At 59.0% G+C, this 14073-nt stretch carries 15 protein-coding genes and 1 pseudogene; 7 read left to right on the forward strand and 9 right to left on the reverse strand.

Annotated elements, in window-relative coordinates; genetic code table 11:
* Positions 1-28: 28 nt before the first annotated feature.
* Positions 29-757, reverse strand: coding sequence for an autoinducer binding domain-containing protein (locus ACVJ5M_RS31050; protein ID WP_354100309.1), 729 nt, complete (start codon positions 755-757; stop codon positions 29-31).
* Between the two features lie 162 nt (positions 758-919).
* Positions 920-2443, reverse strand: coding sequence for an aldehyde dehydrogenase family protein (locus ACVJ5M_RS31055; protein ID WP_354100310.1), 1524 nt, complete (start codon positions 2441-2443; stop codon positions 920-922).
* Positions 2444-2628: 185 nt separating this feature from the next.
* Between ACVJ5M_RS31055 and ACVJ5M_RS31060 the strand changes: the two genes are divergently transcribed.
* Entirely contained in the window at positions 2629-3693 is a 1065-nt protein-coding gene (locus ACVJ5M_RS31060) for an alcohol dehydrogenase (RefSeq protein WP_063984060.1), read from the forward strand.
* 47 nt (positions 3694-3740) lie between these two features.
* Here the strand turns inward: ACVJ5M_RS31060 and ACVJ5M_RS31065 are convergent, their stop codons facing one another.
* From ACVJ5M_RS31065 to ACVJ5M_RS31095, 7 genes and pseudogenes are all read right to left on the reverse strand, one after another.
* On the reverse strand, positions 3741-4916 hold the full coding sequence (locus ACVJ5M_RS31065; protein WP_063984061.1) for an ABC transporter substrate-binding protein: 1176 nt from the start codon (positions 4914-4916) through the stop codon (positions 3741-3743).
* Positions 4913-5686 carry an ABC transporter ATP-binding protein gene (locus ACVJ5M_RS31070; RefSeq protein ID WP_063984062.1) on the reverse strand — a complete coding sequence of 258 codons (774 nt, stop codon included), beginning with the start codon at positions 5684-5686 and terminating at the stop codon, positions 4913-4915. Before ACVJ5M_RS31070 ends, ACVJ5M_RS31065 begins: the two co-directional genes overlap by 4 nt.
* Positions 5683-6444: an ABC transporter ATP-binding protein gene (locus tag ACVJ5M_RS31075; protein WP_231144563.1), complete on the reverse strand. Its 762-nt coding sequence runs from the start codon at positions 6442-6444 to the stop codon at positions 5683-5685. Before ACVJ5M_RS31075 ends, ACVJ5M_RS31070 begins: the two co-directional genes overlap by 4 nt.
* The gene (locus ACVJ5M_RS31080; RefSeq protein WP_354100319.1) at positions 6441-6821 is read right to left on the reverse strand and encodes a branched-chain amino acid ABC transporter permease; all 381 of its coding nucleotides are present in this window, start codon (positions 6819-6821) and stop codon (positions 6441-6443) included. Before ACVJ5M_RS31080 ends, ACVJ5M_RS31075 begins: the two co-directional genes overlap by 4 nt.
* 121 nt (positions 6822-6942) lie before the next feature.
* Positions 6943-7278: pseudogene (locus tag ACVJ5M_RS31085) on the reverse strand (ABC transporter permease subunit); the annotation flags it as partial.
* On the reverse strand, positions 7278-8150 hold the full coding sequence (locus ACVJ5M_RS31090; protein ID WP_063984064.1) for a branched-chain amino acid ABC transporter permease: 873 nt from the start codon (positions 8148-8150) through the stop codon (positions 7278-7280). The gene ACVJ5M_RS31090 and the pseudogene ACVJ5M_RS31085, both read right to left, overlap by 1 nt.
* Positions 8151-8223: 73 nt before the next feature.
* The gene (locus tag ACVJ5M_RS31095) at positions 8224-9183 is read right to left on the reverse strand and encodes a polysaccharide deacetylase family protein (protein WP_063984065.1); all 960 of its coding nucleotides are present in this window, start codon (positions 9181-9183) and stop codon (positions 8224-8226) included.
* A gap of 84 nt (positions 9184-9267) precedes the next feature.
* On the opposite strand from ACVJ5M_RS31095, the gene ACVJ5M_RS31100 reads away from it, so the two are divergent.
* The 6 genes from ACVJ5M_RS31100 to ACVJ5M_RS31125 all read left to right on the forward strand — a co-directional run bounded on the left by ACVJ5M_RS31100 (position 9268) and on the right by ACVJ5M_RS31125 (position 14059).
* Positions 9268-9963 carry an isochorismatase family protein gene (locus ACVJ5M_RS31100; protein ID WP_231144561.1) on the forward strand — a complete coding sequence of 232 codons (696 nt, stop codon included), beginning with the start codon at positions 9268-9270 and terminating at the stop codon, positions 9961-9963.
* Positions 9953-10717, forward strand: a complete 765-nt coding sequence (locus ACVJ5M_RS31105) for a maleate cis-trans isomerase family protein (RefSeq protein ID WP_063984067.1) — start codon at positions 9953-9955, stop codon at positions 10715-10717. The genes ACVJ5M_RS31100 and ACVJ5M_RS31105 overlap by 11 nt, the downstream gene beginning before the upstream one ends.
* A gap of 37 nt (positions 10718-10754) precedes the next feature.
* The gene (locus ACVJ5M_RS31110; RefSeq protein ID WP_187387740.1) at positions 10755-11393 is read left to right on the forward strand and encodes a MarR family winged helix-turn-helix transcriptional regulator; all 639 of its coding nucleotides are present in this window, start codon (positions 10755-10757) and stop codon (positions 11391-11393) included.
* 77 nt (positions 11394-11470) lie between these two features.
* The gene (locus ACVJ5M_RS31115; protein ID WP_231144560.1) at positions 11471-12982 is read left to right on the forward strand and encodes a 4-hydroxyphenylacetate 3-hydroxylase family protein; all 1512 of its coding nucleotides are present in this window, start codon (positions 11471-11473) and stop codon (positions 12980-12982) included.
* A gap of 102 nt (positions 12983-13084) precedes the next feature.
* Positions 13085-13582, forward strand: a complete 498-nt coding sequence (locus tag ACVJ5M_RS31120; RefSeq protein ID WP_080669672.1) for a flavin reductase family protein — start codon at positions 13085-13087, stop codon at positions 13580-13582.
* Between the two features lie 12 nt (positions 13583-13594).
* Positions 13595-14059 carry a site-2 protease family protein gene (locus tag ACVJ5M_RS31125; protein ID WP_084795179.1) on the forward strand — a complete coding sequence of 155 codons (465 nt, stop codon included), beginning with the start codon at positions 13595-13597 and terminating at the stop codon, positions 14057-14059.
* Positions 14060-14073: the final 14 nt, after the last annotated feature.

A 14073-nucleotide genomic window follows, 5' to 3' on the forward strand; every position in this document is an offset into this window, starting at 1 on the left:
TATAGGGATCTGAAGATGCCTCGTTGCGTCAGGGCAACAGCCGTCGCCGGATCGCCAGCGCAACGCAATGGGTGATCGAAACCGCGTCGAGCTTGCGGCGTGCGTTTTCGAGATGAAATGCCACTGTGCGCGCGGTGACGCCGACAAGCACGGCTGTCTCGGACACTGTCTTGCCGAGAGCGGCCCACGCAAGGCATTGGCGCTCGCGCTGGCTGAGGATCTGGCCCTCCCGCCGTGTCTGGTTCGCGGGGGCTCGCCCACGCAGATGCGTATGGAAATAGAGCCCGAGCAGTTGCACGATGTCATTCGACGTCGCAAGCAGGAGGTCCGGCTCCATCAGGGCATCATCGGTCGCGACCGTAAAGGCCGCCATGCGGCCGAACCCTGCCCTGATCGGCACCGTTATTCCGGACTTGATCCCGAATCCCGTTGCTTCCTCAAAGAAGCGGGATTGCTCACGGTTTCTTGGACGGGTTGACCCGGACGATGCTCCCCAGGTGAACATCGCGTGTTCGGCTCTTGCGCGGAGCACGACCGGATCGAGCCGATGATAGCGGTGGCGCAGATATCGGCTCGTCCAGGATTTCGGGTAGGACGAGATCAATTTTTGCGAGCTGTCGACAATACGGAGATAGGCAAACCAGCGAAAGCCGAGACCATGGGATGCTCGCGTGGCAATCCGCTCGAATTCGTCCTCGTCCATGGCCGTCTGAAGGGCGTCAATAAACTCCTGAAAGATGTTCTCCGTCCAGTTCATGATGGGCTGGATCCGACTGTTGCGCTGACGCGACCGGTTGATCCCTCAGGGATCGTTCTTTGAGCCCGAAACTCGGTCTGCGCGCATACGAGCCACGGCCTCAAGCCGCGACGGCTTGAGGCCAATTCTTGACGTCAACGCAGCCCAAGTCGGCTTGCTAATTTAGAGACGGATGCAGGCATCCCAGGGAGACAGCCCTCCCCAATTGACACACACGCTCTGACTTCGCATGTAGCCCTTCCAGGCATCCGAGCCAGCAGTGCGTCCGCCGCCTGTCTCCTTCTCGCCGCCAAACGCAGCGCCGATGTCGGCGCCGGTCGTCCCCATATTGACCCTTGCGATGCCGCAGTCGCTTCCCGCGGCAGACAGGAACAGCTCGATATTGGATAGATCCGTGCTGTGAATGCCTGACGAGAGCCCCTGAGGTACGCTGTTGTTGATATGAATGGCCTCCTCAAGCGTATCGTAGATAAAGACATAGAGGATCGGAGCAAAGGTTTCCTTCTGAACAGAAGGCAAGTCGTGAGGCAGGTCTGTAATCAGCGTTGGCTCGACATAGTAGCCGGGACGATCGATACGCTTTCCACCAAAGATGACCTTTCCTCCAGCATCCCTTGCGTTTCGAACGGCCCTTTCAAAAAGCATCACTGCGTCGCGGTCCACCAGGGGGCCGACAATCGTTCCCTCCTCCCTGGGATCGCCGACCGTGATCTGACCAAAGGCCTGCTTCAAGAGCTCGATCAGAGGTTTCGCGACCGAACGTTGGACAATGACGCGTCTTGTGCTCGTGCAGCGTTGGCCGGTCGTGCCGACGGCACCGAAGGCGATGCTCCGCGCGGCCAGCGCGAGGTCAGCGGTCTGGTCAACGATACATCCGTTATTGCCTGAGCATTCGAGCAGGTAGCGGCGGCCCAACGTGCTGCCCACGACGTCTGCAACCCTCCGGCCAACGGCACTTGATCCGGTGAACGATACCAAAGCGATGCGCTTATCGTGGATGAGCAGCTCCGCTACACTGTTATCGCCGGGCATGAAAAGCGAGAAGACACCGTCGAGCTCGAGCTCGTTCATCGCCATATTGCAGATCTGCTGCAGGCCAAGCGCGGTGAGTGGCACTTTTGGACTAGGTTTCCAGATGACCGTATTGCCTCCGATAGCAGCAAGGAAGGCATTCTGGGCCCAGACCGATGCCGGGAAGTTGTAGGCTGTGATGACGCCGACGACGCCCAGCGGCAGCCATTGATCGTACATTCGGTGCTTGCTGCGCTGCGATTGCTGAACGAAACCATACATCATGCGCGATTGACCCGCCGCCATCGCAGCCATGTCGATGACTTCGCGGATTTCGGCCTTGGCCTCGCCAATCGCCTTGCCTGTGTCGAGGACGATGAGCGCAGCAAGGTCGTCAAGGTACTCTGCAGCAAGTGAACCTATCCGCCCGACCAGTTCTCCTCGCCTCGGAGCAGGAACGGTTGCCCACTCGGTTTGCGCGGCCTGAGCGCAGCGAATGACGCGCTCGTAGTCGCGCTCGTTGGCGCCAGCGATTTGGGCTACGACCTTGTCTTGAGCCGGGTCGACCGCATCGAACGGGATCCTGCCATCGGTCGGGCTCCATCCGTCGCCATGCGCGTACGTCCCGGAATTCAGAAAGCCGATATCGAAATTCTTCAGTGCCCTCTCAAACATCCCAGCCTCATTTAGTTATTTAACCAACCTAACTATATTGCTATAGATGCGTCACCTGGATGTCAATCGGACCGCGACTCGCATCACGACGTCAAAGGTGAAATCGAAAGCACGAAGATCGACGCGCGGCGGCTGAAGGCAAAAGGGCAAGGCGTCGTTCAGGCTCATTCACAACGGAGGAACATTTGAAAAGTCTCGCGCTCACCCAATACCGGGCTCCCCTCGAATGCGTCGAAACATCTACGCCCGTCCCGAAGGGCAACGAAGTCCTTCTCAGGGTCAACGCCTGTGGCGTTTGCCATACCGACCTTCATATCTGGGAAGGCGGCTATGACCTGGGCGGGGGCAAGATGATGAAGATGTCCGACCGGGGACAAAAGCTGCCGCACACCATGGGCCACGAGGTCGTTGGCACGGTGGTAGCGGCGGGCGAAGACGCCATGCGTCTCGCTGAAATGGGCAGAACCTATTTGGTCTATCCTTGGTTTGGATGTGGAGAGTGCCAGGTCTGCAAGAGCTCCGACGAGCATCTGTGTCCGACTCCGCAATATCTCGGCGTATTGCGCCCAGGCGGCTATGCCGACCACGTCCTGGTCCCCCACCCCCGATACCTCATCGATATTCCCGCGATCCCGCCGGAGCAGGCTGCGCCCTATGCGTGCTCGGGGCTGACGGCGTATTCCGCCCTGAAGAAGCTCGGCCCCGACCGCCTGGGAAAGCCAATCCTGATTGTCGGGGCCGGCGGGCTCGGCCTGATGTGCCTTTCTCTGTTGAAGGCGATGGGGCGGTCCGGCGCGATCGTTGCGGACATTGATCCCGATAAGCGCAGTGCGGCGCTGGCAGCAGGTGCCATTGCAGCTCTTGATCCTACGAAAGATGACTTTGCCAAACTCCTTGCCGAGAGCGCCCAGGGAGGCATTCATGCGATCATCGACTTCGTCGGATCGCCGGCTTCATGGGATCTCGCCATGGCGACCCTCGCCAAGGGCGCAATCTATGTAATCGTCGGTCTCTTTGGCGGCGAGCGCACGCTATCGCTGGCAACAATGCCCTTAAGGGCCATTACGGTGTCCGGCTCATTCGTTGGTAGCCGACGAGATCTGATCGAGCTGATGGGTCTGGTGCGGACAGGCGTGGACCAAATGCCGATTGTGACCAGGCCGCTTGATCGGGCTCATGAGACACTGTCCGATCTCAGGGAGGGCCGCGTTGTCGGACGAGCTGTCCTGGTGCCGGATCATCCGTCGTAATGGCAGTGGCTGGACGGTGCCGATGATCCGGCACCGTCCAGCCGTGTTCAATCTGCGGTACGCTGATCAAACAGAGTCCAGTGTCCGCCTTTGGCCTCAAGTACGTAAATGGGCTTGATCGCGTCACCATTCTCCCGAAATGTGATTTTCCCACCAAGAGCCGGGTAATCCTTCATTTTCCGCAATTCGTCCCTGACAGCGGTGCGCTCAGCAGCGATTTTGGACGGCTCGCCCGTCACGCCAGCGCGCTTCATGGCCTCCGCATAGAGGTAGACGATATCGTAGCTGGATATATCAGTCTGATTTGGCACCGTCCGGCCGATTTTGGCGGCTTCTGCCCGGGTCGCAAACGACCTTGCAAAGGCCCGGACGGCATCGTTGAGATCGCTATAGAAGGGTGAGCCAATGATCGTCCCCTCGCCCGCATCTCCAAACCGGACCGGCAAGTCGGGATCGCCGACCGTCGTGCCCGCGAACAGGCGAGCGCTAACGCCCTGCCGTTTCATCTCCTTGGCCAGATTGATCATGGCCTCGGGGGGAGCCCCAACGCCGACGATATCGGGCTTCAGCTGGGCGAGCTTCGAGACCTGAGCCGACATGTCGAACGCCTTGTACGGAAAATCGACGAATCCGCCGACGGGGACTTCGACTTTAATCAGCGCCTCCGGCAGCACCGTGGTGCCGACCGCCTTGGATACGGCGTCGTCGGTCGCGTAAGCAATCGCCGCAGTCCCCATGCTGAGATTCTTGGCGCGCATGGCCTTGAGAACCATCTCGATGACCAGGCCTTCATCGACAGTATTCCGGAAAGCATACTTGAATGGGGCCGCTACTCCAGGTGCGGAAGATGACATCGACATCTGGACGATCCCGAGCCGTTCTCCGGCCGAAAATGCCACGCGCGCCTCGCTCGACGAGAATGGGCCGACGATGGCAAGGGCCCCGTTGTCACGAGCGAACTGCTCCACCGCGAGCACCGATTGCTTGGGGTCACCGGCCGTATCGAATTTCACGAGCCGGATTGCGGATCCGTTGACGCCGCCGGCGCGATTAATCTCGTCAACGGCCATATCGACGGCAATTTCGTTTGCGTTCGCCACACTTACGAACGTACCGGTCCTGGCCATCGACAACCCGATGACCAACTCCCTTTCGTGCCCATACGCCGCCGACGCAAGCGCGCTTGCAATTGCGATTCCCGCCAGAATTCTTCTGCATTTCATGAACGCCTCCCTGCTGACTTCCTCTTGTGATCAATCTCCGTAACCTCGCGAGCCGCGCCCCCGAGATAGGCTTCCTGAAGGCGAGCGCTGCCAGCGATGGCGGCAGCATTCCCCTCGAGGGCCACTCGGCCCAATTCCAGCACTGTCGCGCGGTGAGCGATCCTCAGAGCATTTGCGGTGTTCTGCTCAATCAGCAGCACGCTGAGCCCCTCGCGATTGTATTCCCGGATGAGCTCGAACAGCTTCGAGACAAACAAGGGTGACAGGCCGAGGGATGGTTCATCCATCATCAGGAGTTGTGGTTTCGCCAGCATTGCGCGGCCGAGCGCAAGCATCTGCTGTTCCCCACCAGATAAGCATGATGCATCATGATTTCGGCGCTGCGCGAGATTTGGAAACCGATCATAGATGCCATCGATCTCACGCCGTACGGCAGTCTTGTCCTGCCGCATATGGGCGCCAAGAAGCAGGTTTTCTTCGATCGTCATGGACACCAGGATCCGCCGGCCCTCCGGCACGAGAACGAGCCCGGTGTCGATGCGACGGTGAATCGGCCAGCGGGTGATGTCCGCGCCGGCGAAAGTAATCCTGCCATTCGCTGGCGAGACCATTCCGAGAATTGAATGGAGCAGAGTGCTCTTGCCGGCCCCATTTGCACCGACAACGGTCACGATCTCACCATGCGCGACTTGCAGCGAAACACCGATGAGCGCCTCGACCCGCCCGTAACACGCCGACATTTGCTCAATGTCGAGGATCAATCCGCTCATGCCGCCTGCTCCGCCCCAAGATAAGCTTCACGAACTTGCTCATCCGTCCTCACCTGGTCGAATGATCCTTCTGCGATTTTGCAGCCAAAGTTCAGCACGACAATTTTCTCGCAGACCGATCGGATGAACTGCATGTCGTGCTCGATCACGAGAAGGGTTACTCCCCGCTCCTTCAGAGTATCGAGATGGCTATGCAATTCGCGTGTTTCCGATGCATTGAGACCCGCAGCCGGCTCGTCGAGCATCAAAACCGAGGGCGACGACAGGGTTGCCCGGATGAGATCCACGCGCTTGCGGATCCCGTAAGGGAGCAGACCTACGGGTTCATCGGCATACTGACCTAGACCGAACGCCGAAAGCTCGGCCTTGGCCGCGCAGATCCACTCGTGATCCCGAACCAATCGAAATGGCCGCATCACATCGAAAGGCCGCGTCAGTGTGACGTGCTGGCCGATGAGCAGATTATCGATCACTGACAGACGGGGGATCAGACGGATATTCTGAAAGCTGCGAGCGATTCCGCGCTTGATTCGATAGCGTGACGGAAGATTCACGATATCCGAGCCGCGAAACCGAATGCTTCCCGAAGTGACCGGGTACACACCGCTGATGAGGTTGAAGACGGTCGTCTTCCCGGCACCATTGGGACCGATCAGTGCGGTTGCTGTTCGCTCCGGCACGTCGAAGGAGAGCTCGCGAACGACTTCGAGACCGCCGAACGCTTTTGATAGATTTTGCATCGAAAGGAGCATGCTCATGACGCGGTTGTTCCGCCCTGCACTGCGGCCTGCGTGCGCCGACGCGTCAGTCCACGAGTGATCAGCCCTTGCGGACGCAGGGCCATGAAGAGGATGATGAAAAGTGCAAAGATCGCATATCGCCACTGCGAGCTGGACCTCAGTGCTTCCGGCACAATCGTGAAGATCGCGGCACCGACGAGAGGCCCCCAAACCGATTGAGTCCCTCCGAGCAATACGTAGAGCACGGTGTAGGTGCTCAGCATCACGCCGAAGTACTGCGCCTCGACGTAGTTGAAGTAGTGCGCATATAGTGCCCCACCTACGCCGGCGATGGTCGCGCCAGCAGTCAGTGCGGCGACACCAAGGGCCTTGACATTCAGGCCCAGGAGGTCCATTCTTCACGGCCGCGAGATAGATCGGCACTCGTGTCGTCGACATCAGACATACGAGCAAGACGACTACGACCGTCACGGCGACGACCGTAAAGGCCTCGATGTGGGTCGAGACGGGATAGCCGGCGGCACCGCCGACAACTTCCAGATTAAGCAAAATCGCGCAGATGACCTGTCCCAAAGCAAAGGTCGCAAGGGACAGATAAATGCCCTGGGTCCTAAGGATTGGCATCGCAACCACGAACGCCAGGATTGCCGCTGTCCCCCCGCCAGCCGCTATAGCGGCAAGGGCCGGCCATCCGCACATGTTGGTGAGATATGCAGAGGCGTAGGCCCCGATCGCCATGAATCCCGCGATTCCGAGATTGAGCTGTCCCGCGGCCATCGGCAGGTAGACGCCGTAAGCGGCGATGGTGTTGAGGGCAAGAAGCACGATGAGCCCGGTCAGATACCCCGACATCAGAACTTCTCCCTGGCGACAGCCATGCCAAAAAGCCCTTCAGGCTTTATGATCAGCAAAGCCAGGAGTAAGCCGTAGACGCCGATATTGACGAAGTCGGCACCAAGGAACTGCGTCGACAATATCTCGACGAGCCCGATCAGCAGGCCGCCAGCGACCGCTCCCCAGATGTTGCCCATGCCGCCGATGATCATTGCGCTGATACCCTTGAACCCGATGCTCTCCCCCATGGACGAGGACACCTGCAGGTAGCTAATCGCGAAGAGGATGCCACCGGCGCCCGTAAACAGCGCACTCAGCACGAACACTCTAGGGACGACGGAGCCGACATTCACACCGAGAATCGATGCCGTGCGGCGGCTTTCGGCGATCGCCCTGACCTGACGCCCGAGGTTCGTGAACCGCAACGACAGGGACAGTGCGATCACAAACGCGAGCGAAAGTGCCAGACTTAGAAGCTGAGCTCCGCCGACGATGATCGAGCCCGCTCTGAAATTAAAATCCGCAATGATCGCGGGATAGGATTGTTGGTCAGATCCCAACCACAAGACGATCAGGTTCTCGAGGAGAACCAGGAATCCCAATGAGCTGACGAGAGGAACCTCCGGGTCGCTGTCGCTGCTCGGCCGATAAGTCAGGAAATAGACGGCGACTCCCACGACGGCGCTCGCCATTAGCGCGAAGCCGAACGCGAGCAGCCAGTGCTGGCCGCTCTTCAGCGCGGCCCACGAAACCATTCCTGCAACCATGAAGATGCCAGGAATAGAAAAATTGAGGAAGTTGAGAACACCGATCGCCAGCGTAAAGGCGACGGCGACCATCACGTACACGCCGCCGAGCATGAGGCCATTAACAATTTGCTGAGCAATCATGGCCGCTCCGCTACTTCGATCGAGGCAGACTTATCGAGATATCGCTTCACCATATTGAGCATCTCCCGGCAGATCAGACGCGGCTTTGGCGATGCGATGAATGCTCAGGCGAAATGCCTGTCCCTGCGATCTCGGGGCTGAGAAGCGTCCCCTTGGGCAGCGAGAGTGCATGAGCGGCTATCTTGCCGGCCGTCGTGATCCAGACCTTGTCGCGCTGAGAGGCGATGTGCGCGAGCGCGCGCCGCAACTTTCGGGTTCGGTGCGGCTGGCCCATGACAAAGGTGTGGAGTGCGGCCGAGAAGACGAGCGGATATTTCTCGGAGTCCTGCAATTGCTGATCGAAAGCATCGACCAAGAGATCGGCAAACTCAGCGTCGCTGACCCTTCTATTGAAGACGGCCGGCAGATCGTTCAACTCCATGGATGGATACGGCACGCTGAGAATTGGGCCGAGATCCGTTCTGAACAGCTGCGGCTGCTCGTCGTAGAACCAGTCGAGCATATAGCCGAAGCCTTGCTCGACCAGCAGCTCTGGGGTTTTCGTGCTCTGCGAGATGAAGGGTCCGAGCCACCCCTGCGGCGCCGTCCCCTCTTCCTTCTCGAAGCGGAGCCGAACCTCTCTCAGCATGTCGCGTTCTTCGTCCTCGGTCATGTCGATCTGCCGCTCCGAATTTGTACGACCGTGGCCGACGAACTCGTCGCCCCGCCGTCGAAACGCATCCATGAGCGCGGGATAGGCATCGTAGACGGCGGTATTGGCAAGTACCGAGAGCTGGATGTCGAACTCCTGGAAGAGATCGATCAGGCGCCAGATCCCAACCCGGTTACCGAAGTCCCGGTAAGCATAGCCGCGATGAAACGGCGGGGCGGGCATGGTCGTGAAGTCCGGTCCAGGGTTTCGGCCGAACTCGAATGCTTCGATATTGATTGCAAAATAAACGGCAAGTCTCCTGCCACCGGGCCAATCGTAGGTCGGCCGCTGTGTGATTGGCACGAACGGATAACGATCCATCTTTGTATCAAACTTGGCCATGGGCCCTCCTCGCTTCCTCTATTGACCGCAACGCTATCCGACGATATTTAATTTTGCAAACTAATTTTATAGAGGAGATCTGACGTGCGACCGTGGGACGGCATCATCACTGACGAAGATCGACGAGCTTACGATGCGGCCGGATTCGGCCGCTCGGCGGGCATTGGGCGCAGGCCTGCGCTTCTCATTATCGACGTGCAGTATCGAACGACCGGCTCGTTGCCGCTGCCGTTTTGGCAAGCGGTCGAGGAATATCCGACGTCCTGCGGTGAGGTCGCATGGCAGGCCGTTGGGCACATCAGCACAGTGCTGGAACTATTTAGAAAGAAACGTTGGCCCGTCCTCTTTCCACATGTCGCGCCGAAGGTCCTGCAGGACGGCGGCCGGCTTGCGGCAAAAGTCCCCTCGATCATGACGATTCCGCCCGTCGGGTACCGCTTTGTCCGGGAAGTCGCGCCGATCGACGGCGACATACTGATACCGAAGAAACACCCCAGCGCCTTCTTTGGCACCACTCTGGTGAGCCATCTCGTGGACCTCCAGGTCGACAGCCTCATCATGACGGGTTGCACGACGTCAGGCTGCGTCCGCGCCAGCGTGGTCGACGCCTTCTCCTACAATTTTCACGTCGCCGTGCCGCAGGAGTGTGTCTACGACCGCAGCTCGATCGCTCATGGCGTGAACCTGTTCGACATGGCCCAGAAATACGCTGACGTACTTCCAACCAGCGACCTGCTTAAATCCCTTGAGAAGCTGACGGAGCGCGACGATGTCCAATGATTTTGAGTACGGATCCGGCGGCATTGTTGGCTTCGCCCCGCCACAGTCCAATCCGACCGTAGAGCCTGAAATGGCCGCACTTATGCCACCGGACGTGCTGAGCCTCACCACACGGCTCCGCGGCGATCCCATCGACGCCCGCAAGAGGTTTTCAGACTATTTGTTCAATCTGGGGGAGAGCCTCGAGGGGTTTGGCGCAATCAGGCTCGGGGCCCTTGGTTTCGCCTGCACCGCAACGACCTACCTGCTGGGTCATGACGAGGTGCGTCGGAAGTTCGAGCAGCTCTCCCGGCTATACGGCTACCCTATTCTCTCCTCGGCCGAGGCCATTGAGCTTGCTCTCGCCGAGCTCGGGGCGCGGCGCATTGCCCTCTTTGGACCCTACCCGGGCTGGCTGCAGGAGGCATCATTCTCGTTCTGGTCACAGGCCGGCTTTGATCTGACGGCGAAAGGGGGAATTGACCTCGGCTCCAGTGACACGCTTAACATATATAAGCTACGCGCCTCCAAGGTTGTCGAAGCGGTCCTGCGCCTGGACTGGCACTCGGCCGACGCGATTGTCCTGACCGGCACTGGCGCCCCGACCTTGCGGGCCATACCAGACATCGTTCGCGCCACAGGCAAGGCGGTGCTTTCCTCCAATCTTTGCCTTGGCTGGGCGGTCCTCAAGGCGATTGGCCACAAGGCCGCGCTCCCTGTTGGCATGGGCCAAAGCATGCTAATCGACGATTGGCCCGCGCGGGCGGCACGATAGCGATTCGTACGCTACGGCCTTCTGAGGAACAGTTGAGATGACAAAGTCGAGGGAGCGCGTATCGAAGGCCAAGCCAGGTGCGGCAGTCACCCGGCCTCGCGCCCCCAAACTACCGCCAACGATTTCCCGCGCCGCGCTCATGGTCGATGGGACTGACATGCTGGTGCGGAGGATCACCCACCAGCATTTCGTGCTTTCCAGCCTGCTTGAGACCGTTCGTAGCGGATTTGCCTCTCTGGTCGGCCTTTCCACTTTTCAGTATGTGCTCATGCAGGCCGTGGGACGTCTGACTGATAAGCAGCAATGGACCGTCAGATCGACAGCGCGCGAGATGCATGTGACGGACGCCTACGCAAGCGTTGAGATCGCCGACCTCGTCGAGCAGGGTTATCTGGCCAAGGTCGTCAATCCAGATGATAGGCGGGTCAGCTTTCTCGAACTTACCGATAAGGGCGTGTCCTCGCTTTCGGCGATTGCGCCCATACAGCAAATAGTCAATGACGCGCTCTACGGGCACCTCGATAGCAATAGCGCCCTCACCTACTCCAACGAGCTGAGCGTCTTGATCTCTCGTGCCGAGAGCGCGATTTCGGTCCTGAACGATGTCGCCGCAGACCAACGCGAGGCTGCGCTGCGCCAGCCAACCAAGCGTCGGCGACGGACAACAGCGCGATAACCCCCAGGGAGGCCTGCTTGACTCCAAGGCCCCATCTATTTATTTAGTTTACCTAACTAATTTTGGAGAGATGAACAATGCTTCGGACCGGCGCCAATTATCTTCGATCGCTGAGAGACGGCCGCAAGATCTACCTCGGTGGCCACCTCGTTGATGACGTGACCACCCATCCTGCCTTCCGCAATTCTGCTCAAAGCTTCGCGCGCTTGTTCGATCTGAAATGCAATCCGGATCATTTCGATCGACTTTCCTTCTCGGAAGACGGTCAGCGTCATAGTTTCTATTTCAAGCGGCCGCGTAGCCGCCAAGACCTCGAATTCCGCACGGCCGGGCACAAAGCGTGGGCCGATGCCAGCTACGGACTGTTCGGTCGATCCCCAGATCACGTTGGATCTTTCATTACCGGGATGACCTGTCGGCCCGAAGTGTTCGACGTTCCGAACCACGGCTTCAAACAAAACCTCCTCGACTATTACACCTACATCCGCGACAACGATCTCTATGTCAGCTATGCGACCCACCCTCCACAGGGCGCGCGCAACTACTCATCTGACGCCGGCTCGTCGTTCTTCAAGTCGCCGGCACTTCATGTTTCGGCCATGGACGACGAGGGGATCACTCTCCACGGCATGAAGACACTCGCGACCGGAGGCGCGTTTTGCGACGAGATCTGGATCGGAAACCTGACGCCGCTAGCGCCTGACCGGATCAAGGAAGCCGTGACCTGTGCGGTACCGGCCAATGCGCCGGGACTATCGCTCTGGTCACGACGATCGATGGAGCAGGCCGCACCGAACACGTTCGACTACCCCCTCTCCTCTCGCTTCGACGAGAGCGATTGCATGCTCGTCTGCGACAACGTGAAGGTCCCATGGTCACGCGTCTTCACGATCGGAAACGTCGACCTCAGTCGCGCGATCTACATGGAAACGGGTGGGCACTACTTCGGAAATCATCAATCGAACGTACGCTTCTGGGCAAAGCTTCAATTGATCGTCGGGCTTGCGAACAAGATTGCAAAATCTGCCGGCGTCCGCGGAATTCCCGCCGTTCAGGAGACACTCGGAAAACTTGCGGCCATGGAGGCGACGATCGCCGGCTTGATCGCTGGCCAGGTCGCCGATCATCAGCCCGTTGGCGACGGGTATGTCGTGGTCAATCAGCGTTACATGTACGCCGCTCTCAGCTGGTGCCAGGACAATTATGGGCTGATCTGCGCGACGGTAAGAGAGTTGATGGGCGGCGCCATCTTCCAGATGCCAGCCGACATCTCAATCGTCGGAAACGATCAAATGAACGCTCTTTTTGAGACTTATTGGTCGACTGAGCATGAGAGCGCGCTGGATCGGATGAAGCTCTACAAGCTGGCCTGGGATCTACTGGCCTCGGAGTTCGGCGCCCGACACGTTCAATATGAGAACTTCTATGCGGGGCCGCCATTCCTCGTTCGGGCCCATAGCATGAGGCTCGCACCCTGGGCATCGCTTGATCAGACCGTCGACAAGCTGATGGCTAGCTACGATCTGCCCGCGAACAGCGCGTCATTTCACCATACCCAGCAAATCGAAGCCGCGATCCCTGCTGAATAGCAGGAGCCTGATCTGCCACGTCCTCAAGGCGATTCGAAGCAAGATACGAGCCACGCTTGCCAAGCGCAGACACTTGCAGCCGACCTGAGAGAGCACATAGCCATGACTTTCAACAATCGACAGTTCCGTGATGCGCTTGGCTACTTCCCGACCGGAGTCATCGTTGTAACCGCAACGACCGACGAGGGCGAGCGACTGGGCATGACCATGAGTTCGTTCAACTCGGTATCGCTAACTCCTCCTCTCGTAGCCTTCAGCATTCACCTCGAAGCGGCGAGCCTGGTGAAATGGCGGTTATGCCGTCGGTACGCCATAAACGTACTCGGCGAAGAGCAGGGCCATCTGTCCGATCGCTTTGCGCGCGCAAAATCTGGCAAATGGGACGACATATCTGCGACCGACGGACAGTTCGGTACCCCACTCCTTCCCGACGTGCTGGTCGCGCTGGAGTGCGAACAATATGCCCGACACGACGGCGGGGACCACGAACTCTTCATCTCTCGGGTGCTCGCCATTCACGAAAGCCCGAGAACTTCACGACACCCCCTGGTCTTTCAGAGAGGCCGTTATTGGTCACTTCAAAAAGACCAATGCGCGTAGAAGGCGATCAGCATGTGGCAGATCCCTTTGCTTGCTATTGGCGGCTACTGCGCCCTGGTCGTCTATGAGCTTGGTCATCTGCTTGCTGCCCGCGCCTTCGGCATCAATGCAGTGGTCGTGACTATTGGACTGGGTCCAACGATCGGTCGACTTTCCGATGGATCAGGCACGATTTTGGCCTTCAGGGTTCTGCCTGTTCGGTCAACGTGCGGCTTCTATGACGGACCCGAGTCTCTCAAGCCAACAAAGCCGAACACTCGCCCCTCAATCGGTGGCCTCTCGATTCCACGGCGTGCAGCCATTCTAATCGCGGGGCCGTTCTCAAACGTAGCGTTCGCGTGCGCCCTGTTGCTGGTCACCCATGCTTGGGATCCAGACTTCGCCGCTCCTAACCTTGGGAAAACCGGCAGCGAAATAGCGAGTGCTCTCTTCGTCGTCGCGTTCAAATGGCCGGTGAGGCCCGCAGGGGGGTGCTGACGTTGCGAAGGATC

It is taken from the genome of Bradyrhizobium sp. S3.7.6 (genome assembly GCF_054061875.1).